Consider the following 24,143-nt stretch of genomic DNA (forward strand, 5'->3'; position numbering starts at 1 on the left):
AATTGGATGCGCATTTTCTGGCCTTCGTTCATATTGCCGCAACTATACTCTGGTTGCGCGACTGTTAACACTTCCTAATCGTCTTCACCGGTGAAGGGTGGTTCCGAAGCCCTTTGGGCCTACCCTTCACCGGTGAAGGACGACCCAGGAGGCCTCCGGAGCCGCCCCGCCTACGTGAAGGACGGCCCATGAGGCCTCGGCAAGCGTCCTTCACCGGTGAAGGACGTTCCATAAGCCCTTCGGAAGTGTTCTTCACCGGTGAAGGAGGCTTCCGAAGGTCTTTTCACGCCCGATGCCTGCGCTCCGCTTCGGGAAGGCAGGCATCGGGCGTAGGGGGCAGAGCTTATTCGGTGGCGGGGGCGGCTTTGCGGCGGCCCTTGGGCGCGGATCCGGCCACGGGCAGCAGCGGGGCCGCGAGCTGCCGGTACTGTTCGAAGAGGAATTCCAGCCGGCTCAGCTCGGTGGGGAAGGCTGCCGGGCGGTAGCACAAATCCACGGCGCGGTCCAGCTCCTGGTGGGCCTTCACCAGCGCGGGCGGCATGGTCAGCGGGTCGTAGAGGGTGGCCAGGGATTCGTCGGGGAACTGCTGGCGCACGGCCAGCACCTGTTGGGCCTTGGCTTCCACGGCGGCCACTTGCTTGGGCGTGGTTTATTTCAAGGGGTAGATTACCCGATTATGGTAGTCAATAAATTGAGGCATAATAGTATGCTTAATAAGTTTTAGATCCTGCAAGCGAATTCTGCGGGCTCCAAAGTCCAGTTCTGAATGATGGTTAGGGCATACTATTAACATATTGTCTACAATGTCTGGGCCATGATGTGGTTTGCCTAATGGTTTGATGTGGTGGCCTTCTGCATATGCTTTTGCATTATTGAGTATAATGCTATGTTCGCAAATTTGGCATCGATACTTATACAGCTTCTTTAACTCATTAGAGAGGGCACCATCTCGAATTATACGAGTGACAATTTGAGTAGAGTAATTAGGCTTGGGAGAAGTATATGGTGCTTTAGGCTCTTGTGTATTTATCTCTTGTGCATTAGGGTCTTCTATATCAGAAGCAGTAGGAATAGCTTCTTGGAAATTGTTCAAGGCCCAAATTCCTTTGCCTAGGCCTGCCACCGAACGAAATAAGTCAGGCCGACTAAGGGCATAATTGGCTGAATGGGAGGAGTGCATTTCTATTGTTCTGCGAACAGTAGCTTTCCATTCAGTAGTAAATGGTTGAGGTCTTATTTTTTCTAATTCAGCGTATATATCAGCATAAGAAGCACTTCCTCCTAGGTTTTTCAGTGCTAATAAAATGTATTCGAGCCAGGTCATAAGACGGTTTTTTTAAGCTGCCAGGAGAGTGTGAAAAGATAGAAGGTCCGTCTGGGTGAGGGGCAGGCGGGCGTAGTAGGTGCCAAAGGCTTCGGAGAAGCGCATGTTCATCTGGTGGTCCATCAGCCACATGGCTACTTCGGCAATGCGGGCGGGAAATTCCTCCACCTCGATGCCGTAGGCCTGGTCTACCTGCACACGGGCCAGCAGCGTCAGGTTGACGGTCTGCCGGTCGGGGCCGGCCGGGTACTGGCGCTCCAGGATTTCAAACTCCAGGCGGCGCAGCTCCCGGTAGGTCACCACCAGGAAGTTGCCGCAGCCGCAGCTGGGGTCGAGGAAGCGGGTGCGCTCCAGGCGGCGGTGCAGGGCATCGAGCTTGCGCCGCTCGTGGCCGGCGGCCCGCAGCTCGGTTTCCAGCTCGTCGAGAAACAGCCCGCGAATCACCTTGAGAATGTTCGTCTCGGAGGTGTAGTGGGCGCCCAGGTTGCGGCGCTTCACCGGGTCCGTCACCGACTGAAACAGGGAGCCGAAGATGGCCGGCGAAATGCGCGACCAGTCGAAGTACGTGCAGCGGATGAGCTGCTGGCGCAGGGCCGCGTCGAAGGCCGGGAAGGGGAAGAACTCGGTGAAGAGCGTGCCGTTGACGTAGGGCAGCACCTGCAAATACTCGGGCAGGCTGCGCTGGCGCTGGGCGGCGGGCTGGTCGAGCACCTCAAACCACTGGGCCAGGCGGGTGCCCACGTCGGAGCCGTCGGGGCGGGTGTGCTCTTCCAGGAAGGCCCGGAAAGCGTCCTTTTCGAAGATGCCGGTGTCTTCGGCAAACAGGCAGAAGAGCACCCGCACCAGCAGCACTTCCAGCTTGTGGCCCTGGTAGCCGCCTTGCAGCAAGGCGTCGTGCAGGGCCCCCATCAGCTCGGCGGCCTGAATGTTGGCGGGGTCCTCGGCGGCGTACTGGCGCTTCTGGTAGCCGGTAAGAAAGGCGAAGAGGTGCAGGTGCTGGTGCAGCTCCTCCAGCGGAAACTCGTGCTGCTGGCCTTCCTCCAGGTCGTAGAGGCGGAAGCGGGCAAAGTCGGAAACCAGGATGTACTTGGGCAGCTCGTAGTCCTGCAGGCCGGGGAAGTAGTCGATGGCCTGCTGGTAGGCGCGGTCCAGGTCCTTGCCCCGGCTTTTGTGCTCCACCAGCAGGGTGCTCTTCCAGAACAGGTCAATGAAGCCCTGCTTGCCGGAAAGCTTCTTGACGGGCTCCTCGAAGGAGGCTACCCGGCGGCGGTTCAGGCCGAACACGTTGAAGAAGTCAATCCAGAAGGCTTTGGCCTCGGCATGTTCGCGGGTTTCGCCCTGCCACTCCTGGGCAAAGCGGATGGCGCGGTCTTTTAATTCGGATAAGGAAAGAGCCATAGGGAAAGGGAAAGAGGATACGGGTATAGGAGGGGGCAGTTGTTCGGAGGCGAAGCTGAGGGCTGACCGATAAAGGGCCGGATAGCCGACGAACCAGGCCCGGGAGCAGACAGCCGCTGCGCAAGCGGCCCGGAAGATACCCGGCGGACCCCTACCGACCAAAAAGCCCGGCCGCCGCCCCCGGAGCGGGAGCGGCGGCCGGGCCGGCAGAGCGGTTAGGGCGGCGGCTTAGTCGGGCTGGGCCACGGTGTAGCCGATGCGCACGCAAAATACCAGGGTGGCCCCGCTGTTCTGAGCCAGGCGCACGCGCAGGTTGTAGGCGTACAGGTCGTTGCGCACGACGTGACTGGTGGGCTGGGTGACGGTCTGCCAGATGCTGCTTTCGGTCGTCAGGGCCACCTGGGTGGTGTACGAAACGAACAGGCTGCTGCTGGTGGTGCTGTTGCTGGCCGCCGCCAGCAGGGCCTGGGGAGCCACGCTGGTGCCGTCGTTGTCCAGGGCCGTCAGGGCGAGGCTGGTAATAGTGGCTCCCTGGGGCAGGTGTACCGGCGCTACCACGTAGCCCGGCTGCCCGGCGGTGCCACTGAGCAGGTTGAGCATCAGCGGGGAGCCCGTGGCCGAGCCAATCGTGATGTTGGTGTCGTAGGCGTTGGTGGCGGAGCTGATGAAGTCCGCGGCCGTCAGGGTGAGGTAGCGCGTCTGGGCCGCGTCGTAGGCGAAGTTGGTGGCGCGGGCGGTGCCGTTCACGTCCAGGGCCTGCTGCGGGTCATTGGTGCCGATGCCCACCCGGCCGTTGCCCCGGATGCGCATGAGCTCGGTGCCGGTGCCGTTCTTGCCCGTGGCGTAGAACACGTGGCTGGAGACCGTGGCGTCGACGTGGTAGTTCAGCTGCCCGCCGCTGACGCCAAAGCCGTAGTGGTTGGAGAGGCTGCCCCCGTCGTACAGCGTGATTTTGGCCTCGGTGACGGTGGGCGTGATGCTCAGGCGCGTGTTCGGGTTCGGCTCGCCGAGGCCCACCCGGCCGTTGCTGCGCCACGTCAGCGCCAGTGTCTGAGTGCCGGCGGCGTAGGTACCCAGCCCACCGCCGCCGAAGCCGTAGAGCACGGGCCCGTCGATGTCCTGGGCCAGCCAGTTCTTGGCGCTGCGGCTATTGCCGTACCAGCCCAGGCCGTTGTAGATGTCGAGCGGGTTGCGCAGGCGCAGGTCGTAGTCGCTCAGGCTCAGGTTCTGGGTGGCGGCGTGGTTGCCCAGGTTGTCGCCCGCCCTGGTCTTATCGGGAATATAGAGCCACTGGCCGCCGAGGGCGTACCAGAAGCCCTGGCGCCCGTCGGTCTGGAACACCATCAGCCCGTCGGGTGGCGCGGCAATGCCCGCGCGCTGCACCGAGTCGAGGCGCGGGATGAGCAGGCCCTTGTCGGTGCTGCTGATGTCGAGGGCGGCCCTGGCGTCGGGCGTGCTGGTGCCGATGCCGACGGAGCCGGTAGCCGGCGTGGTTTGGGCGCGGGCGATGGTACCGAGCAGCAGCAGCAGCAGCGTGGGGTAGCATGTTTTCATAAGCAGGAAGGTTAGCAGGAGCAGCTAAAAGTCCACGCGGCCAGCCCCATATCCTAACCGCTAGTAGCGGCCGGGGTATTCCGGTATGGCAACAACCGAATTTGGTAGGTAGGCCGCCGGGGCACGGCCCGAAACAAACCCACCGGGCAGTGGCTTTCCTACCCGAGCCGGCCGTTTGCAGGCCGCGCCGCTTCCATCTTCCGATTCTTCCTGCTATGTGTACCACTTCTCTTCTGCCTACTCCTGAGCAGTTCAACCACCTTGTGCTGGCCCGCCGCAGTATTCAGCCGGTGCAGTTCGAGCCCGGCCGCGTTATCCCCGACGACATCGTGCTGCAGCTGCTGGAAAACGCCAACTGGGCGCCCACGCACAAGCGCACCGAGCCCTGGCACTTTGTGGTGTTCAGCGGTGAGGGACTGAAGCGGCTAGCCGATTTTCAGTCGGGGCTCTACCGGGCGCAGGCCGGGGAACTGGTGGACGAGAAGAAGGCCCAGAAGCTGGCGCAGAATCCGCTGCTGGCCTCGCACGTCATTGCCATCGGCATGAAGCGCCACCATATCCTGCCCGAAATCGAGGAAGTAGAAGCCGTGGCCTGCGCCGTGCAAAACCTGCATCTCTCGGCCGTGGCCTACGGGCTGGGCGGCTACTGGGGCTCGGGCGGCGTTACGTACGTGGAGGAAGCCAAGCCCTTCTTCGGCCTCGGCCCCGAAGACAAGCTGCTCGGCTTCTTCTACCTGGGCTACGTAGCCCAGCTTCCCGGCCGCAACCTGCGCAAGCCCATCGAGGAGAAAGTCACCTGGGTACGGGAGTAAGGTGCGGCGGCCTGCTTGGTTGAAGCCGGCTCAAGCCCTCCCTCCTATCCCTTAAAACTCGAACGTCTCGCAGTGTAGCACAGTGGGCTCGAACTCCAGGAGGTACTGCGCGTCTTCGGGGTAGTAGCGTGCCTTTTCGTAGTCTTCGCCGGCGAAACCCTGGATGCTGGCGTAGCTGTCCCAGCGCGTGACGGTCCAGAAATGGCAGATTTCCCCTTCCAAGCGGCGCAGCACCTGCACGCCCCGGTTACCAGGCGTTTGGCGGTAGTCCCGGATGCCGGATTTTTCCAGGTATTGGAGGTAGGCATCGGCGTGGTGGGCGGCCGTGGTGCCGTGCCAGATGCGGGTAATAAGCTTGCTCATGGCGTTTGGTTGGCTGAAGAGAAGCCAAAGTAGCTGAACCCGGCTGTTTTCCCAATCAAAACCCCAGCCGCTGGCCCTGCTGCGGGAAAACAAACCGCACGCCCAGCCCATTGGCCGCCCCAAGCTGCCGCTGAATCAGGGCTTCGTTATCGGCCGCAGGCTTGCTGTGCGTTACAACTACCGGCAGCCCACGCAGTGCCTTGGGGCCGGCGAGCTGCGCCAGCACATCCAGCTCCTGCAGCAGCAGCCGGGGCGTGAGGTGGCCGAAGAGCTGGTTTTCGGGCTGCTCGTTGGGGTACGAGGCTTCGATGAACAGGGCCTTCAGCTGCCCGCGCTGCACCAGCGGGGCCACCACCTGCCACAGCGCCCGCAGCCGCCCGGACTTTTCCAGGGCATCGGCGCCGGTGTCGCCCAGGTACAGGAGGTAGCTGCTGTGGTGGCGCACGAGGAATGCCGCGCTTTCGTAGCCCGGGCCGTGGCTGAGCGGGAACACGCGCACGAACAGGTCGGTGCCGGCCAGGGAGGTTTCGGGGCCGGGCGCCAGGGGCTGGAACTGGTATTTGCCCAAGGCCGGGGCCGCGCCGCCGGGGCCGAAGTTGGGCCAGGCCTGCCAGTTGAAGTAGCTTTTCTGCAGAGTTTCGAGGCAGCCGGGCAGGCCGTAGAGCGGTTTGCGGGCGTCGTCGGGGGCATTGAGCAGCAGGCCGGCTACGTGGTCGAGGTGGGGGTGCGAAAGGCAGTAGCCGCGGATAGAGTCGCGCAGGATGGCTTCAACGGGCGCCCGAAAAGTTTGGGCAGCTACTGCCTTGACTAAGCCGGCGCGCACGGTGCCGGCGTCGAGGCCGATGTAGGCAGAAGTGCCGGCCGCAGCCACCAGGTAGCAGGACAGGTTGCTTTCGTCGCCGCCGCCCCGCACGCCCAGGGGCACGACGGTGAAGGTGGTTTGGGCAATAGCAGGCAGGGTCAGCAGCCACAGCACCAGACAAATACAACCAGTTCGTTTGTAGCTCATGGCCGGTTCCTGGCTGTAGTGTCTGTGAACAGTCTCTTCAACTCCTGTTTGGCCTTGCGGTGCCCGGCACCAGCCGCTTTGCCAAACCAGAAGGCTGCCCAACGGTCGGAAGCCGCCACACCTTCACCGGACAGATAGCACAAACCCAGGTTGTATTGCGCCTTTCTATCCCCGTTCCGGGCCGCTTTCCGGTACCAGTACACCGCCTGGCTGAAATCCTCTGGAACTCCCAAGCCCTGCATATAGCAGTAGCCCAGGTCGCGCTGAGCCTCTGCATCTCCGGCCTCGGCGGCCCGCCGGAACCACGATACCGCCAATGGCAGGTTCTGCTCCACTCCATTTCCTTCCCGGAGACTGAACCCAACATTGTAGGCCGCATCAATATGCCCTTGTTCCGCCGCCTGCAGAAAATACTGGTATGCCTGGTGCACATCGATAGGTACTCCTCTACCGTGCTCGTAGCAAGTGCCTAAGTAAAATAACGCGCGTCTATGTCCCTGTTTCGCCGCTGTTTCCCAGTAATGCAGCACCTTTTCCCAGGCCACCGGGCGGGGCCGATGGCGGCCAAAAGCCAGCCGGTAGCCGAGCCGAAACAGGGCATCAGTATCCCCGGCATCAGCCTGTTTCTGCAGATAGCGCGTGGTTTCCATTACTACTCTCCTCTTTCAGTCCACCCTGCCCGCGTCATTTCAAAGCGTACTTCGCCGCTGCTGGTGCGGCCGGTTTCCTGCCAGCCCTGGCGGCGGTAGAATGCCTCGGCGCGGGTGCCGGGACTGGTGCTGAGCCAGACGGGTTCGGGGGTTTGTTGGAAGTACCAGTCGAGCATGAGTTGGTGCAGGCGCTTGCCGATGCCGCGCTGGTCGAAATCAGGATGCACAAACAAAGCCCAGATATTGTGGTCCTGCAGATCGGCAATGGCAAAACCCACTACTGCCCCGGCTTCTTCGCACACCCAGCCGTGGCCCCGGCGCGTGAGGTAATCGAGGTAGTGCGCTTCGGTGACGAGGGCGCGGTTGCGCAGCACGTTTTCGCGCACGGCAAAGCGCACTGCTGTCAGCTGGGGGATGTCCTCGGGCCGGGCGTCGCGGAAAAGCATAGGGAGTTGGGGTAAACTGGTCGTCGCGCCGGTCATGCAGAAGCGTGACGCGCTACGAATGACGAGCTGCTAATTAACTGAGCTCATACGGGTAGCCAATTTCCTGCAGGTCGGCCGCCAGCTGAGGCCAGTCGGTCAGCTCGTTGTTGAGGGCCAGCGCGGTGGCTTTCGTCAGGGGCTCGTGACGGTAGATGCGGGCTACGTCTTCGGGCTCAATCGGGTCCCGGTCGGTGTCTTCGAGGTAGTACTCGTTGGCCCAGTCGGCGTACGTTTCGGGCTGGCCGTCGAAGATAAACAGCAGCTCGTCGGAGCCGTCGTCCTCGTCTTCGATCAGGCCGGTTTGCCAGCCGTGGGCGGGCGTGTACCATAGGCAGAACGTGGTACCAATAGAACTCACCGGCTCCCCGAACATGAACTCCTCGAAGGCCTCGGGCAGGCCGCGCGTCACCTGGGCTTTTTCGGGCTGGTCGTACCCGGCCAGAAAGCCGTTGATACAGCAGCCCTCGGGCCGGAACAGCACCAGCAGCTGGTCGCCTTCCCCGTCGTTCAGCTCAAACAGCTGCTCCTGTATGTCCCAGAGTGGGTCGTAGGTGTAGTAGCGGTACTCCGGGTCGGGCGAGTTGATGGCGTCGAGGGCAGCCAGGGCCTGGCAGAGGTGCTGCAGGGCGGGCGCGGTGGGCAGGGCAGCGTAGTGGGTGGAAGAAAGCATGGCAGCGGCTTCAGCAAACAAACGAATGCGGCCCGCACCGGCGGCCCGTCGCCCGCAAATTGCCGATTGCCGGGCCGCCGTGCAAGCCCCAACCCGAACCGTACCTTTTTCCGGCGGCGCCCGTATCAGTGCCCGATTGTCCTTTTTGTCGGAACTTGCAGTTGGTTTTTTGACCCCAGGAGGCGCTACGCTGAAATTCCCACGGCTTTGCTCTACTCCTTTGCTTATGTCTTTTTCTCCCCGCCGGAGCCGCGCCGCCGTTAGCGCGTTGTTTTTTCTCAGTGGCCTGTGCTTTGCCAGCTGGGCTTCCCGCATCCCCGATATCCGCCTGCAGCTGGGCCTTTCCGAAGGGCAGCTGGGCCAGCTGCTGCTGGCTATGCCCCTGGGCTCCCTGCTGGCCCTGCCCCTGGCCGGCTGGCTGACCGATACCTACGGCAGCCGCCGCGTGGTGCAGCTGGCCTCAGCCCTCTATGCCCTCTCCCTCCCCCTACTGGGCTGGGCGCCTACCACCTGGACGCTGGCTGGGGCACTGGTTTTGTTTGGCAGCGCCGGCAACCTGCTCAATATTTCCGTGAATGCCCAGGCCCTGGAAGTGCAGAAAAGCTACGGCACCTCCGTCATTATGGGCTCGTTTCACGGGCTCTGGAGCCTAGCCGGCTTTGTGGGCGGTGTTGTGGCTACGCCGTTACGTAACTGGCACCAGCCGCCCCTGATTCACTTTGCCGGCGTCAGCGCGGCGCTGCTGGTGCTGCTGCTGGCCGTGCGGGGTGGCCTACCCAAGCCTACGGGGCACGCCAGCGGTACCGGCTTTGTGTTGCGCATGCCCGACGGCTTGCTGCTGCGCCTGGGGCTTATTGCCTTGTTCGGGCTGCTCTGCGAAGGGTGCATGTTCGACTGGAGCGGGGTGTACTTTCAAAAGGTAGTGCAGGCCGACAAAGCCTGGGTCACCAGCGGCTACGTGGCCTTCATGAGCACTATGGCTCTGGGCCGCTTCGGCTCCGACTTGCTGACCAGCCATCTGGGCGTGGCGCGGGTGCTGCAATTGAGTAGCGCCCTTATCTGCCTGGGGCTGCTCACGGCGGTGCTGTTTCCCAGCCTGCCCACGGCGCTGCTGGGGTTTCTGCTGGTAGGCTTCGGCACCTCGTCCGTAATTCCGCTTACCTACAGTGCCGCGGGCCGCGTGAAAGGTATTTCGCCGGGCGTGGCGCTGGCCCTGGTATCCACAGTCGGCTTTTTCGGTTTTCTGGCCGGGCCGCCGCTTATCGGGCTGTTGGCCCAACTGTTCAACCTGCGGCTGTCCTTCGCCTTCGTAGCCCTGATGGGAGCGGCCATCGGGCTCCTCGCCATCGGGATGCCAAGCCAGGAAGAAGAACCCACGCCGCTTGAGCCAGCCCCCGAGCCCCTGGCCGAAACCGCGGCCCCCGGGCTTCTACCCAAGTAATTCAGCCGCTGAAGTATACTTGCCGAGGTGCATGTACAGGCTGGGTTGTGCTGAGGGTGAAGGGTTTCCACTGAGAGTTGCCATGACCATTCCGGTTGCTTTGGATTTTGGAGGGCGCCATGGCTCTATAGGCTAACTCTTGGCTGATATACCATATCTTGCTTTCCTATTTAGCTGGAAACCCTGATCTAGCCTGCTTGCCTATCCAATCTGTCATTAATACTCTCTCGGCCACAGCCTGCTTAGCTATGCGACGTTCACAACCTTTAGTTTTTATTCCAGGCAAGTTCCTGCTCCTTGGTTTACTGGTAGCTACCCTTTGGGCGTGCGACAAAGAAGACGCATCCGGGGTTGTACAAGGCACCATCCTCCTGCTGGATGAGCAGGGCCATACGGCGGCGGATAACAGCGGCGCCGTCGTGTCATTGCTCGGGCAAACAAGCGGGCCAACGGCTACGACTACTGCCGATGGCAGCTTTACCCTGACTGGTCTGAACAAAGGCAAGCATCGGCTGCAGATCAGCAAGGACGGCTATGGCACCTACCAAACCGAGCAACTGTCGGTGCAGGAAAATACCAGTCTAAATAAGCCGGTTCGCTTGGGGCAGATACCTACCTGGACGATGAGTGTGCGGCCTCGCTCGCGGCCTATCGGAACGAATGATCTGTTGCTGGCGGGTGCCTTATCAGCCCGGCAGTCTGACCAGCCTATCATCCGCACCGGACGCCTCTATCTGCGCATCGGCGATAAGCCACCTACCCCCACGGAGTACGATTATACCATTCCCGTGAAAGAAGGAGGCCCTTATCCGGACCTATGGAGAGATAGTCTAACCTATGATAAACTTCGCGACCTAGGCTTCAAACCGTACTTGGTTAATCAGGTGGCAGTTTTCCCCGAAAACCCAGCCGCCGATTCCTATCTGGACGCAAAAACGGGAAAGGAAGTATTTCCGGCTTCTCAAACGCAGCTTACTAATGCCTCCGCCATTTCTTTCACCTATCCGTGAGAGAGACCAGACAGGAATATTGAAAGAGTAATATGCCTCTACCGCTCCCCTCCGGCCGATTCCGTTTCTCTCAGCAGGCCGGCTGGGGCCTACTCCTGCTCCTATTGATCTTGGCCCACCCAACCCGGGCCACGCACATTGTGGGCGGAGAGCTGGACCTGCAGCACCAAAGCGGCGACACCTACCGTCTGACGCTGAACCTGTACTTCGACGACATCAACGGCAACGCCAACGCCCTGGACCAGGACCTGACCGTGGGCTTGTTTTCCAAGCGCACGAACCAGTTGCTACAGGCCGTATTCCTACCGCTGATCAGCGACTCGTTCGTGGCCTACACCAACCCCGAGTGCGAGGCCTCCTCCCTGCGCACCCGCAAGCTGGTGTATACCCGCCTGGTGGAACTGCCGGCCGCCACCTACGCCGACACCCAAGGCTACTACGCCGCCGTGGAGCGCTGCTGCCGCAACGGCACCATCAACAACATCGAAAGCCCCGGCGACGCCGCCCAGGTCTTCTACCTGGAGTTCCCGCCCGTGGTGCGCAACGGCCAGGTGCTGCGCAACTCCACCCCCCGCATCTTTCCGCCCCTGAGCGACTACGCCTGCAAGGATGAGCTGTTCTACTTCGATTTCGGGGGCGAAGACACCGACGGCGACTCGCTGGTTTACGAGTTGGCCACGCCCCTGAACGGCAGCACCGACATCAACAACACCAAGCCCGACGTGCCCACGGCGGCCCCCTACCAGCCTATTCGCTGGCTCCCGGGCTACAGCACTGCTACGCAGATCCTGGGCTCCCCGGCCCTGACCATTGACCGCCACACCGGCCGCCTGCAGGTGCGCCCGTCTCAGCTCGGGCTGTTCGTGTTCAGCATCAAGTGCTCGGAGTACCGCCAGGGCGTCAAGCTGGGCGAGGTGCGCCGCGACTTTCAGCTGAAAGTGCTCAACTGCCCGCCCAACCAGACGCCTTCGCTCTCGGCCCGGCTGCCTGACCAGTCGCGGGCCTACGTGCCCGGCCGCGACACGCTGCGGCTGGAGCCGGGCCCGAACCGCTGCCTGCCGCTGCGCTTCACTGACCCCGACGCTGCGTCCCGGCTGACGCTTTCCCTGCACCCGGTCAACTTCCGGGGCCCGCTGCCCACCTTCACGCTCAAACAGGGCACCGTGCGGGCCCCTGGTGCGCCTGATACATTGGCCTCCACGCTGTGCTTTGCCGAGTGCATCGACACGGGCGGCAAGGTCTTCCTGCTGGATGTGATTGTGGCCGACAACGGCTGCAGCCTGCCCCGCCGCGACACGGTGCAGGTGGCCTTTATTTCCCGCTCCCCACCGAATGCCGTGCCCGAGCTGCGCACCACGGCGACTACGCCCCTGCGCGCCAAACCTGGGGAGGTGGTGAGCTTCGACGTCTTTGCCCGCGACGCGGAGCAGGACGCACTGACGCTGACGCTGCAGGGCCGGGACTTCGATGCAAAGGCAGTAGGCGCCGAACTTACGACCACGCCCATCGGCCAGGAGTTGCGCGGGCGCTTCCGCTGGCTTGTGCCCTGCCCCGTAGCGGGCAAGCGGCGTTTCGAGTTTTTGTTTATCGGCGTGGCCACGCCCTGCGACCGGGTGCAGGCCGATACGCTCGTGGTAGCCGTCGAAATCGATGAGACGAACGCTCCACCCCAGCTCACGACGACAGCTGACGCCACCCGCCCGCTGGTGGTGCGCCCGGACCAGGTGCTGCGCTTTTCGCTGACGGGCACCGATGCCGACCAGGACGCCGTGACCCTGGCCCTGACCGGGCAGGGCTTCTCCCCCCAGGCGCTGGGCGCCCGCCTGAGCCAGGAGGCCGGAACGGGCACCACCCGCGGGGAGTTTGTCTGGACGGTGCCCTGCCTGCCGGCGGCCACGGAGCCGTACGTATTTACCTTCACGGCTTCCTCCCGGGCCTGCGACAGCACCCAACGCACCAGCCTGAGCATCCCCATCCGCATCGACCTGCACAACGAGGCCCCGGTGCTCACGGCCACCGTCAGCAGCACCACCCCACTGCGCGTGCGCGTGGGCCAGGTCGTTTCCTTCGATGTGCTGGCCACCGACCCCGACAACCACCCGCTGGAACTGCGCATGCGGGGCAACGGCTTCAGTGCCCCGGACGTGGGGGCCCAGTTCACGCTGGAGCCGGGTGTGCAAAAGCTAGGCGGGCACTTTCGCTGGCAGGTGCCCTGCCCTGCGCCGGGGCAAACCCGCTACGCCTTCACCTTCACGGCTTCCGACCTACCCTGTGGCACGTCAGGCGTAACCGAGCTGGTGGTGACGCTGCAGGTCGATGACCCGAACACGGCCCCGGTGCTTTCCTCTTCCCTGTTTACCGCGGCCGCACCGATTACCCTGCTACCCGGCACCACGCTGGAAGCTCCGGTGACGGGCCGGGATGCGGAGGGCAACCCGCTCACGCTCACGGCGCGGGGCGTGGGCTTTGACCTGGCGGCGGCGGGCATGCAGTTCAGCGCCCGCACTACGGGCGGCGAGGCCACGGGCACGTTCCGCTGGACGCCCGGCTGTGGCTTAACGCTGGGGCAGGAGTACGCAGTAGTGTTTGCCTTGCAGGAAGGGGCCTGTAGCCCGCAGCCGCAGGAGCAGATCGTGCGCTTTGCCGTGGCCAATCCCGAGCTGACTGCCTTTGAGCCGCCGAACATCTTCACCCCTAACCACGACAACCGCAACGACTTCTTCGAGCTGCCCACCCTGCCGCCGGACTACTGCGCCCAACGCTTTGCCAGTATCAAGGTGTTCAACCGCTGGGGCAAGCAGGTGTACGAGTCGGGCAGCCGCAGCTTCCGCTGGGATGGGGGTGGCCTGCCGGCTGGAGTATACTTCTATCTGATCCGCTACACCAACCAACGCCAGTACAAAGGCTACGTTACCATTGCGCACTAAGGCTGATTATTTTCACCATGTGCGCTGTCCTTGAACTTGAGTGAAAGATGGCAAGCAGAAGCTTGATCGGCCCACGGCCGCACCCAATAGTAAAAACTTAAAGAAATCTGTTACTACGTTTACCAACAGCGCCCTAGCTCCTATCCTGCAGGTGCGACTGGCTTGGCCAGAAGCTGAGCTATAAATTTTCGGATAGTTTTTATTTTTGTAACGAACCAGCTATTACCGGTTCGTTACGATGACCCCTGCTCAACCGAAAGAGCGTTTTTTTGCACTGGATGGCCTACGTGCTGTTATGATGCTGCTCGGCGTTGTGCTGCATAGTGCTCAGCCTTATGCTACGTGGACGTTCAGCATATATACTGCTTTCCACGACACGGCCCATACGGTTGTGCTGAGTGGCTTGGCGTTCCTGATTCATCTATTTCGGATGCCGACCTTTTTTGTGCTGGCTGGTTTCTTCGGCAGCCTGATGTGGCACGCACGCGGTACACGGGCTTTGCTGCAGAATCGCGTAAAGCGCGTTTTGCTGCCCTTGGTCCTGAGTTGGGTGGCGCTTTTCCCCTTAATTGTTTTATGCGCGGCGTTTACGGTGCTTGGTGGCCCCAAGGGAGTTGCCCACATCGTGCAGCAGCTGCATTCGGGTGCTTTGCTGGCGAAAAACAACCTTACCTTTTCCCAGCTGCTGATGCAGATGGGGCTGGTGCACTTGTGGTTCCTGTATTTTCTGATGCTGTTTTACGGGGCCACTGCCCTGCTGCTGTGGGGTGTGCGCCAGCTGCCGCAAAAAATCAAACATCTGGCAGACAACGCTTTCCACCAGATAGTACTCCAGCCCATCGGCGTACTGCTGCTGGCAGCCGTTACCTGGCTCACTATGGTGCCCATGCACCCGGCCAACAAGGTTACCACGGGCATAGAGGGCACCCACGCCTTTCTGCCGCCGCCGGCCATTCTACTGACATATTTCGTGTTTTTTGTTTTTGGCTGGCTTCTGTTCCGGCATAAGCACCTGCTTTCCCGGCTTCGGGACCGGGCATGGCTGTATGCTAGCCTGGGACTGGGCGCGGCCGGCCTGTACGCTTGGCTCATCCTGCATCCTCCCGTAGCAAAGCCGCATCTATTGCAGGTGGCGGTGGCCTCACCGGCTATCTGGCTGCTGTCTCTGGGCATCATTGGGCTGGCCGTGCGCTATTTCAGGCAGCCAACTGGTTTGTTTCAATACCTGTCTGAAGCTTCCTACTGGGTGTATCTGGTGCATGTGCCTTTAACCCTGCTGATTCCCGGTCTGCTGATTGAGTTGTCGCTACCGGCCTTACTCAAGTTTCTGCTGACCTGCACCGGCGCTACCCTCGTTTCCCTGCTCACTTACCATTACTGGGTGCGCTCCACCCGCCTTGGTGGCCTTCTCAACGGGCGGCGCCTGGCTCCCTACGCTTTTTGGAGCAGTTTCAGAAAATTCGAAAAGCCAGCTGCCGCGCCTATAGAGGCTGGCAGCATTAGTTAACACGCAGAAGCGGGGTTTCCTGATTAGGAAAACGTTGTAGAACCACACCAAAATGCTGACCCTAGGCGCACTTCGATTTCATTCCAACACTATCCCGGGGATGCTGCACCAGCGCGCTCTTGACTTCCCGGATGCGCCCTGTTACCTGTTTCCGGAAAGAGACCAAGTCTGCACCTGGCGCTCCTTGTGGGAAGAAGTTCAAGCCATAGCGGCCGGGCTGCGCCAGCTGGGCATCCGGAACCAGGACCGCATTGCCATCCTGATGGAAGGGCGCCCCGAGCAGATTATCTGTATTTACGCCGCTATTGCGGCTGGCGGGGTGGCCGTGCCGCTTAGTACCTACCTGACCCGGGAAGAGCTTAAAGGCTGCCTGCTGGAAGCCCGGCCGGCTGTTTTCATCATGGGGTCGGCCGAACACCATATAGGCCATTCACAACTCACGGATGTGGTAGCTGCCAACTCCGGAGCAGAGGCGCTTTCAGAGGACCACTGGATTCCGTGCCATGCCTTTGTGCTGGGCAGCCCGGTTCAGCCTGCATCGGGGTTCCAACCCTACGAAGCGCTTAAAGCACCCACTGTACCTGAAACGCCCGCCCTGGATGCTCCCGGCCTGACGGCCTATGAGCCGGCTTTTCTGCTGTTCAGCAGCGGTACTACCGGCCGGCCTAAAGCTATTCTGCGGTCGGCGGCGGCTTTTACGAGTCGGAAGCCGGCTGGTGGGAGCCAGAAGCCAAACGCTTTCCAGTCGTTTCTTTCCCGGAAAGGCAATGCTTACGTCAACCGATTCGTGGCGCTGAACCTTTTGCCCCTGTACCACCTGGCCGGCATCGGGATGATGCTCACGCCGCTGCAGGTGTGCAACGCGCGGCTGGCCATGCTTGCCCGGTTCAATCCCGTGCGGGGCCTGGATGCCATTGCCCAGACGAAAGCTCGTTTTCTGGTTGGCACGCCCCACATGGTTCAGGCCATGCTGGCGCTGGAGCAGGCCCCCGCTAGCAGGCTGGGAAGTGTGTTGGGAGTATTTTTTGCCTCTGCAGCCTTGCAGCCGCATGTACTTGAGCAGACGATTCAAGGCTTTAAAAATTTATACTTCTTTTTTGTCAGCTATGGTTCCACCGAAACCGGAGCGGTGGCCAACGGCATCTGCTTTATACCTAACCGGCGCCATACGGCAGTGTCGCTGCTGTTGCGCATCCTACGCAGTATGAACTACCTGGATGGTGAAATCTCCCTTAGGGCCTTTGCCAGCACCCCGGCCAGTATCGGCGGCCGGATTGCCCATCAGGTAGAGGTAGGCATCCGGGGCATGCACACCGGCGAGTGGCTGCCGGCAGGACAGGAAGGAGAAATTCTGGTACGCAGCTACCGGCTGGTTCCCGGCAGTACCCATGCGCCTGTTGACGCAGAAGGGTGGTTTCGAACCGGTGATCTGGGCTACGTGGATGCGCACAATTGCCTTATGATTACTGACCGGCTGAAGCGCGTTATTTCCAGGGGTGGCGAGAAGATAGCGCCAGCCGAAATTGAACGCGTGATAAAGCAGCAGCCCGGCATTGAAGAGGTACTGGTGCTGGGCCTGCCCGACACCCTGTATGGTGAGGTGATTGCAGCCGCTTTCACCGAAAAAACCGGGGCCAGGGTGCCCATAGAGGTACTTCGGGAGGCCTTGCAGACGTTGCTTTCCAGCTTCAAGGTACCCCAGCACTTTCTGCGGCTGCCAGCTCTCCCGCTCAATGCAACCGGAAAAATCGACGTGGCAAAAGTGCGAAACGAGTTGCTGCAAATGATTCACAGCAGCTAGGCTCACCTACTAGCCGCGGCTCATACCCGTTTAAGTTTAATTCCAGCGTTCAGGTCGGGCCCGGCGCATCAGCGTTTCATCTGAGCATTGTGCGGGTTCAGACACTGAAAATAAAAAACCCTCTCAGCGCGATGCTAAGAGGGTTTGCGTGATTCCGCTGGGTTTAGTAATACACTGATAAACAGGTGTTAACAACGTAAAATAGCTCTATGAAGCTGTAATAAGTGCTTCTCTCCTCCTACCCCGTTACCGAGCGTTGGCTTATTTTCCATAAATCGTTGGCAGATTCTGATTTTGCCAACGGTCATCTTTCAACTAGTAGGAAGGATAGCCAAATCAACACCTAGCGTGGTACCCGAACTTATAGGCACAACCCTTATCGTATTTGTTTTACGGTCTTTCTGCCTGCTACTTTCCGTGTATCCCAGACAAGGTGGCTAGGCAGATAGTAGACTTCGCATTTACTTACTTGAACCCTACGGCTCAGCGCCAGTTGAGCCTGCCAACCCTTGGCCACGTGAGGTGTCTCCGCGACGCCGCGGTATATAGTATTGTTTCATTAGGTCTTGTTGAGTGCTGACCTAGGTAGTTGTCAGAAGCACTTAGGCTGAGCATTGTATACTATACTTTTACTGCTGCCTCTTGCTTCGCCTATACTTGAAAGTATACTTTTCAATGTCTTCCAGCAAAGGAGTTGATTCCATCATGGTTGTCGTCGACCGCCTGCATAGATGGTATAAGTTTGCACAAAGCGTTGGCTGTTTGCGTTGCCCTTTAAGCCACTTTTGCTAAATGCGGCTGGCGGTTGTTCTTTGTTCCATACTTCACATTCCCCACATGCGTAGGCTGATTGGTTGCATCCTTCTGGTGTTGGGGATTCTGTGGGCGGGCCAGGCAAAGGCGGCAGCAAAACCAGGTTACATCATTGGCTTCTCCCAATGCACCAACGGGGATGCCTGGCGCTTGGCTATGCTAGCGGGCATGCAGAAAGAGCTGAGCTTTTATCCGGAGGTAACGTTTCGGATGAAGGATGCCCATAACAGCAGCGCCCTGCAGGAAAAGCACATTCGGGAGTTTTTGCAAGAAGGCATCAACTTATTGATTGTATCGGCCAACGAGGCCGAACCAGTGACGCCCATCGTGGAAGAGGCGTATAACCGCGGCATTCCGGTGGTGATTTTGGACCGGCGCACCACCTCCAAGCTCTACACCGCCTACGTGGGCGGCAACAACGAAGAGGTAGGCCGCACGGCCGGCAACTACGTAGCCAACCTACTTCGGCGGCAGGGCCGCGTGCTGGAAATACTGGGTGCCCCCGGATCTTCCCCCGCCGTTGACCGGCACCGTGGATTTGCCCAGGCCCTGACGGCTTATCCGGGCCTGAAGCTGGTAGGCGAGCTGAACAGCAACTGGGAACGGCCCTCCGTGCTGGCGGGGTTACCATCTGTGCTAAAAGCGCAGCAAGACATCGACCTAATTTTTGCCCACAACGACCGACTGGCGCTGGGAGCCTACCAGGTGTGCAAGCAGTTGGGCTTGGAGCAGCGTATCAAAATTGTGGGCGTAGACGGGCTACCTGGTGCCCACGGGGGCATTCAGTTGGTGCAGGATGGCATTATCAACGCCACGCTGCTGTACTCACCGGGTGGTGAGGAGGCTATCCGGATGGCCATGAAAATCCTGCGCAAGCAACCCTACGAGAAAGAGAACATTCTCAGCACCATGGTTATTGACTCGACCAACGTGCTGACGATGAAGCTCCAGACGGAGAAGCTGGCCAGTCAGCAGCAGGATATCCAGCGGCAACAAGAACTGCTGCGCAAGCAGCGCGACACCTACGCCAGTCAGCAAACGGTGCTCTACGTACTGGCGGCGGCCCTGCTGGGCGCGGCCTTGCTGGGCCTGCTGGTGTGGCGGGCCTTTCGGGCCAACCGCCGTATCAACCACCAGCTGGCGCTGCAAAACCAGGAAATTCTGTCCCAGCGCAATCAGATTCAGGCGTTTGCCGAGCAGGCCCGGGTAGAAACGGAAGCCAAGCTGCGCTTTTTCACCAACTTTTCCCACGAACTGCGCACCCCGCTCACGCTCATCCTGGGGCCGGTGGAGGAAATGCTGACCAGCGGCAGCAACGTACCCGCCGCCCACCGGCACGACTTAAGCCTGATCCGGCGCAATGCCCAGCGCCTGCTCCAACTGGTCAACCAACTGATGGACTTCCGCAAGATTGACGTGGGCAAAATGCCCGTCCGGGCCACAGAGGGTAATCTGGTAGCGTTTGTGCGCGAGATTATGGACGTGTTTGAGCGGCCAGCCCGGCAGCGTGGTATCAGCCTCCGGTTCCTACCGGCCCAGCCTGTTATTCCGCTGTGGTTTGATGCCAACATTCTGGACAAGGTATTCTTCAACCTATTATCCAACGCCCTGAAATTCACGCCGGAGCGCGGACAGATTACTGTCAGCATCCAGATAGTGGCCGCCGAGCAGGCCGTACGCGTGAGCGTGGAGGATACCGGTCGTGGCATTTCCGAGCAGGATAAGGCGCACATTTTCGAGTGGTTTTACCAGGGGCAGCAGTCGGTGGCAAAAGGCTCAGGCATGGGCCTGGCCCTGGCCCTGGGCCTAACGCGCCTGCATTTAGGGCAACTGGCTTTTACCAGTCAGGCGGGGCAGGGTAGCACGTTTGTGGTGACGCTGCCGCTGGAGCTGCCTGCCAACCTGAAAGCCAGCGACGCAGCACCCCTCCCCGCTCCTCTGCTCACCCTGGAGGAAGGCATTGCGGCCAGCCCCGCCGAAACCCCGCTCCCGGCTCTGGCCCAGGGCGCTACCAGTGAGGCTTTGGTGCTCATTATCGAAGACAACCCGGAAGTCAACGCCTTTCTGGTGCAGAAGCTGCGGCCTCACTTCCAGGTGAGTGCTGCCACCGATGGCACCACCGGGCTGCGCATGGCCGCCGACACCATTCCCGACCTGATTGTGTGCGACGTGATGCTGCCTGAAATCAGTGGGCTGGAAGTGGTAGCCAAGCTCAAGGAAGACTGGCGCACCTCCCACATTCCGGTGGTGCTGCTCACGGCCCGCAGCGCACCCGAGCAGCAGGTGGAAGGCGTGCAGGCCGGCGCCGACCTCTACCTGACCAAGCCGTTCAACCCCACCTTCCTGCTGGAAAGCCTGCGTACGCTGCTGGCCAACCGCGACAAGCTGCGGGAGCATTTTCGCCGGGAGCTGAGCGTAGACACCGCCACCGTGGCGCCTCAGCGCGTGGACCAGAAATTCCTGGCCGACCTCACGGCCATTGTGGAAGCCAACCTCACCCGCTCCGACCTGAGCGTGGAGGATGTGGCCCGCAGCTTGGGCATCTCGCGGGTGCAGCTCTACCGCAAAGTGAAAGCCGTACTGGGCACCGGTGTCACCGACTTTATTCAGAGCCAGCGCTTGACCAAGGCGCGCCAGCTCCTGCTCACCGAAGAGCTGACCATTGCCGAAGTTGCCTATCAACTGGGCTTCTCTACGCCTTCGTACTTCTCCACCAGCTTCAAGGCCCGCTACCAAGTGTCGCCTTCGGAGTTCCGGGCTTTGCATACGACGCCCAGTGCCTGAATCAAAAGTGAAAATCAGGTATCAAAAATAGAAGGCAGGCTTACACTATCTGTATCGACTTTATCTATAACTATCTGATTAATAAAGCGGAAAACGTTTGCGGGGCTGGGTCTAAAATTTAGAAGAATCTGAATGAATAAAGTAAGTCCCGGCTGGGATTCCGACTGAGATTTGGGAAACAATCAGTCATGAAATCTACCCGTCTTCCCTAAGCTGTTGCCGCGCCGCCGGGCCCGCTCCCTACAAATACAGGAGCCGGACCGGGCGGCGCGGTGGTGCTTACTGCCGGCTGGCTTTTTTGACTGAGCGTTCCGGAATCGTTTTCGGTCGTCGCTCGTCGGCCCTGGTGTTGTTCCCTTATTCCTTCCAATTCCCATGAAAGAGAAAGTACCATTTGTGCGGCAGGCGGTGTTCCTGTCGATGCTGGCGGTGGGGCCGCTAGCCCTGCCCGGATCGGTGCAGGCGGCCTCCCTCCGGTACGCCGGCGCCACGGCCCGGCTGGCCGAAACGCCCATCAGCGGCCGCGTCACCGACGACCAGGGCGCGGGCCTGCCCGGCGTAACGGTAGTGGTGAAAGGCACGACCATTGGGACCAGCACTGGCCCCAACGGTGAGTTCAGCCTGAGCGTGCCCGACAACGCCACGCTCATCTTTTCCTTTATCGGCTACAAAACCCAGGAAGTGTCCGCCGCGGGCCGCACCAGCTTTAGTGTGAAGCTCGCTACGGACGTGGCGGCCCTGGACGAGGTAGTGGTGACCGGCTACCAGGTGCAACGCAAAGCCGACCTGACCGGGGCCGTGGCCGTGGTGAAGGCAGACGAGGTGAAAGACCTACCCTCCGGCAACATCATGCGCAACCTGCAGGGCCGCGTGCCGGGCGTGAGCATCAACACTGATGGAGCGCCCGACGGGGGTGTTTCGGTACGCATCCGGGGGCTGGGCACGCTCGGCAACAACGACCCGCTGTACGTGATTGACGGCATCCCGACCAAGGACGGCATCAACCAACTCAACCAAAACGACATCGAAAGCATTCAGGTGCTCAAGGACGCCTCAGCGGCCAGCATCTATGGCTCCCGGGCCGGCAATGGCGTCATCATCATCACCACCAAAAAGGCCCGCAAAGGTGTGAACCGGGTAGAGTTCAGCACGTTTGCCACCGTGCAGCACCCCCGCGAGCTGGCGCCCATGCTCAACACCCAGGAGTACGGCCGCACCTACTGGCAGGCCGCCGTGAACGACGGCCTCACGCCCAGCAGCCCGCTCTACACGTTCCGCTCCCACACTGACGCCAACGGCCGCCCGGTGCTGGATGAGGTGGTGGTCCCCGAGTTCATCGACGCCGACCAGACCCAACGCGCCGCGGATACCAACTGGTTTGAGGAAATCCAGCAACGCTCTCTGATTCAGAGCTACAACGTGAACCTGGCCAGCGGCGGAGAGCGGGGCAACGCCCTGTTCTCACTGAACTACTACGATAACGACGGCGTGGTGAAGTACTCCAACTTCAAGCGCTTCACGGGCCGCCTGAACTCGGACTATTCCTTTCTGGATGGCAAGCTGAAAGTAGGGGAAAACCTGACGCTGGCGCGCAGTCGCCAGAGCTACGGCGAAGACCGGCAGGCCCTGGGCGTATCGGTGCTGCAGCTGGCCATTGTGCCGGTGCGCACGGTGGATGGCGTGGGCTGGGGCGGGCCAGTAAACGGCATTGCCGACCGCCAGAACCCCGTGCGCCTGCTAGAAGACAACAAGCAAAACTACGGCGTAACCAACCGCGCCTTCGGCAACGCCTTTGCCGACCTGGAGCTGGTAAAAAACCTGCACCTGCGCACTAGCTTCGGCATCGACTACAGCCTGTTCAGCCAGCGCAGCTTGTTTAAGCGCTACAAGTCGGGCTACTTGTCCGACAACCTGAACCGCTTGGTGAACGTGGAGCGCACGTTTGGCAACTGGGTGTGGCAGAACACGCTCAACTACAGCCTCACCCTGGGCAAAAGCCAGCTTGACCTGCTGGCCGGCACGGAGCGCATCAGCTACACCTTCAATGAGCTGTCGGCCCAGCGCACCGGCTTTGCCATTGAAGACCTGGACTATGCCTACCTCGACGCGGGCTCGGCCAACAAGGACAACGGGGGCTTTGCCTCGGCGTACCGGCTGGCTTCGTACTTCGGCAAAGTCAACTACGCCTTCAACGAGCGGTACCTGGCCTCAATCACGCTGCGCCGCGACGGCAGCTCCCGCTTTGGCAAGGAAAATCAGTTTGGTGTGTTTCCGGCGGCTTCGGCAGGCTGGCGCATCTCGGAGGAAAACTTCCTAAAAGACAACGTGGCGCTGGTATCGGACCTGAAGTTGCGCGCCGGCTGGGGCCAGACGGGCAACCAGGACATTGCCTACGACGCAGCCTACAGCCTATATCGCCCCGTGTACGGCACCGACCCCACCTGGGACCCCGACCAGGGCACTGCCTACGACATTGCCGGCAACAAAACCGGGGCTCTGCCTTCGGGCTACCGCCGCTTTCAGCAGGGCAACGACAAACTGAAATGGGAAACGACCACCCAAACCAACGTCGGCCTGGACTTCGGCCTGCTCCAGAACAAGCTCACCGGCTCGGTGGACTACTTCGTGAAGAACACCAAGGACATTCTGGTGAAGCCGCCGTACCTGGCGGTAGTAGGCGAAGGCGGTGACCGGTTCGTGAATGGCGCCTCCATCGAAAACAAGGGCTGGGAGTTCCTGCTTGGCTACCAGAACGAAGTGGCCGGCAGCGGCTTTGCCTACAACATCACGGGCAACCTGAGCAGCTACCGCAACCAGGTAACGGCCCTGCCCCGCGAGGTTATCAACGCCTACGGCGGCAACGGACAGGACGTGACCATCATTGGGCAGCCGTTTGGCTCGCGCTACGGCTACGTGGCCGACGGCCTGTTCCAGAGCCAGGGCGAAGTAGATACCCACGCTACGCAGGTGGGCGCCGGCCCCGGCCGCATCCGCTACCGCGACCTGAACGGGGACGGCAAAATCGACAACTTCGACCAGACCTGGATTACCAGCAACCAACCCGATTTCATCTACGGCCTGAACCTGGGTGCCAGCTACAAAGGCTTCGACGTGCAGCTGTTCTGGCAGGGCGTGCAGGGCCTGGAGGTGTACAACGAAACCAAGTTCCGCACCGACTTCAGCTACGTGACCGGCGAAAACTGGGGCAAGCGCGTGCTGGATGCCTGGACGCCCGAAAACAACGGATCCACCATTCCCGCCGTGTCGCTGCTCAACCAGAACAACGAGCTGCGCCAGTCGAGCTACTTCGTAGAAAACGGCTCCTACCTGAAGCTGCGCAACGCCCAGCTGGGCTACTCGGTGCCCCAGCGCCTGACGGCTCGCCTGCGCCTGCAGCAAGTGCGCCTCTACGTGCAGGGCACCAACCTGCTCACCCTCAAAGACCGCAAAGGCCCCAACGCCTACACCAGCCTCGACCCCGAAATCCAGACGTTCGGCTACCCCATCCCGGTAACCTTCACCACCGGCCTGAACGTGACCTTCTAGCCAGGCCATGCCGAGCGTCATGCCACGCGCTGCTGGTACTACACCAAGC

General features: G+C 60.9%; 17 protein-coding genes. 8 read left to right on the top strand and 9 right to left on the bottom strand.

Going from position 1 to position 24,143, the window contains the following annotated elements:
- Positions 1-343: 343 nt before the first annotated feature.
- From I5L79_RS00005 to I5L79_RS00020, 4 genes are all read right to left on the bottom strand, one after another.
- Positions 344-634, bottom strand: coding sequence for a type IIL restriction-modification enzyme MmeI (locus I5L79_RS00005; protein ID WP_196952969.1), 291 nt, complete (start codon positions 632-634; stop codon positions 344-346).
- 15 nt (positions 635-649) lie between these two features.
- Entirely contained in the window at positions 650-1,324 is a 675-nt protein-coding gene (locus I5L79_RS00010; protein ID WP_196952970.1) for an HNH endonuclease, read from the bottom strand.
- Between the two features lie 12 nt (positions 1,325-1,336).
- Positions 1,337-2,722, bottom strand: a complete 1,386-nt coding sequence (locus I5L79_RS00015) for a class I SAM-dependent DNA methyltransferase (protein ID WP_196952971.1) — start codon at positions 2,720-2,722, stop codon at positions 1,337-1,339.
- Between the two features lie 228 nt (positions 2,723-2,950).
- Positions 2,951-4,276 (bottom strand): hypothetical protein, encoded by a 1,326-nt coding sequence (locus I5L79_RS00020; RefSeq protein ID WP_196952972.1) that lies wholly within the window; start codon positions 4,274-4,276, stop codon positions 2,951-2,953.
- A gap of 215 nt (positions 4,277-4,491) precedes the next feature.
- Here I5L79_RS00020 and I5L79_RS00025 point away from each other — a divergent pair, with 215 nt between their 5' ends.
- The gene (locus I5L79_RS00025; RefSeq protein WP_196952973.1) at positions 4,492-5,088 is read left to right on the top strand and encodes a nitroreductase family protein; all 597 of its coding nucleotides are present in this window, start codon (positions 4,492-4,494) and stop codon (positions 5,086-5,088) included.
- Between the two features lie 51 nt (positions 5,089-5,139).
- On the opposite strand, the gene I5L79_RS00030 is transcribed toward I5L79_RS00025, so the two are convergent.
- The 5 genes from I5L79_RS00030 to I5L79_RS00050 all read right to left on the bottom strand — a co-directional run bounded on the left by I5L79_RS00030 (position 5,140) and on the right by I5L79_RS00050 (position 8,265).
- On the bottom strand, positions 5,140-5,451 hold the full coding sequence (locus tag I5L79_RS00030; RefSeq protein ID WP_196952974.1) for an antibiotic biosynthesis monooxygenase: 312 nt from the start codon (positions 5,449-5,451) through the stop codon (positions 5,140-5,142).
- A 55-nt stretch (positions 5,452-5,506) separates the two neighbouring features.
- Complete coding sequence (locus I5L79_RS00035; protein ID WP_196952975.1) at positions 5,507-6,460, bottom strand: MBL fold metallo-hydrolase; 954 nt, start codon at positions 6,458-6,460, stop codon at positions 5,507-5,509.
- Positions 6,457-7,110, bottom strand: coding sequence for a tetratricopeptide repeat protein (locus I5L79_RS00040; protein ID WP_196952976.1), 654 nt, complete (start codon positions 7,108-7,110; stop codon positions 6,457-6,459). The genes I5L79_RS00035 and I5L79_RS00040 overlap by 4 nt, the downstream gene beginning before the upstream one ends.
- A 2-nt stretch (positions 7,111-7,112) precedes the next feature.
- A complete protein-coding gene (locus I5L79_RS00045; protein WP_196952977.1) occupies positions 7,113-7,556 on the bottom strand; it encodes a GNAT family N-acetyltransferase in 444 nt (147 codons plus the stop codon).
- 73 nt (positions 7,557-7,629) lie between these two features.
- Complete coding sequence (locus I5L79_RS00050) at positions 7,630-8,265, bottom strand: hypothetical protein (RefSeq protein ID WP_196952978.1); 636 nt, start codon at positions 8,263-8,265, stop codon at positions 7,630-7,632.
- Between the two features lie 226 nt (positions 8,266-8,491).
- Here I5L79_RS00050 and I5L79_RS00055 point away from each other — a divergent pair, with 226 nt between their 5' ends.
- The 7 genes from I5L79_RS00055 to I5L79_RS00085 all read left to right on the top strand — a co-directional run bounded on the left by I5L79_RS00055 (position 8,492) and on the right by I5L79_RS00085 (position 24,094).
- Positions 8,492-9,706 (top strand): MFS transporter, encoded by a 1,215-nt coding sequence (locus tag I5L79_RS00055; protein WP_196952979.1) that lies wholly within the window; start codon positions 8,492-8,494, stop codon positions 9,704-9,706.
- 248 nt (positions 9,707-9,954) lie between these two features.
- On the top strand, positions 9,955-10,716 hold the full coding sequence (locus tag I5L79_RS00060) for a carboxypeptidase-like regulatory domain-containing protein (protein ID WP_196952980.1): 762 nt from the start codon (positions 9,955-9,957) through the stop codon (positions 10,714-10,716).
- 110 nt (positions 10,717-10,826) lie between these two features.
- Positions 10,827-13,643, top strand: coding sequence for a gliding motility-associated C-terminal domain-containing protein (locus I5L79_RS00065; RefSeq protein ID WP_196952981.1), 2,817 nt, complete (start codon positions 10,827-10,829; stop codon positions 13,641-13,643).
- Between the two features lie 238 nt (positions 13,644-13,881).
- Positions 13,882-15,150 carry an acyltransferase family protein gene (locus I5L79_RS00070; protein WP_262894836.1) on the top strand — a complete coding sequence of 423 codons (1,269 nt, stop codon included), beginning with the start codon at positions 13,882-13,884 and terminating at the stop codon, positions 15,148-15,150.
- A 100-nt stretch (positions 15,151-15,250) separates the two neighbouring features.
- The gene (locus I5L79_RS00075) at positions 15,251-16,951 is read left to right on the top strand and encodes a class I adenylate-forming enzyme family protein (protein WP_196952983.1); all 1,701 of its coding nucleotides are present in this window, start codon (positions 15,251-15,253) and stop codon (positions 16,949-16,951) included.
- Between the two features lie 837 nt (positions 16,952-17,788).
- Positions 17,789-20,548, top strand: coding sequence for a hybrid sensor histidine kinase/response regulator transcription factor (locus I5L79_RS00080; protein ID WP_196952984.1), 2,760 nt, complete (start codon positions 17,789-17,791; stop codon positions 20,546-20,548).
- Positions 20,549-20,923: 375 nt separating this feature from the next.
- Complete coding sequence (locus I5L79_RS00085) at positions 20,924-24,094, top strand: SusC/RagA family TonB-linked outer membrane protein (RefSeq protein WP_196952985.1); 3,171 nt, start codon at positions 20,924-20,926, stop codon at positions 24,092-24,094.
- Positions 24,095-24,143: the final 49 nt, after the last annotated feature.

The organism is Hymenobacter guriensis, from assembly GCF_015773195.1.
GTDB lineage: Bacteria > Bacteroidota > Bacteroidia > Cytophagales > Hymenobacteraceae > Hymenobacter > Hymenobacter guriensis.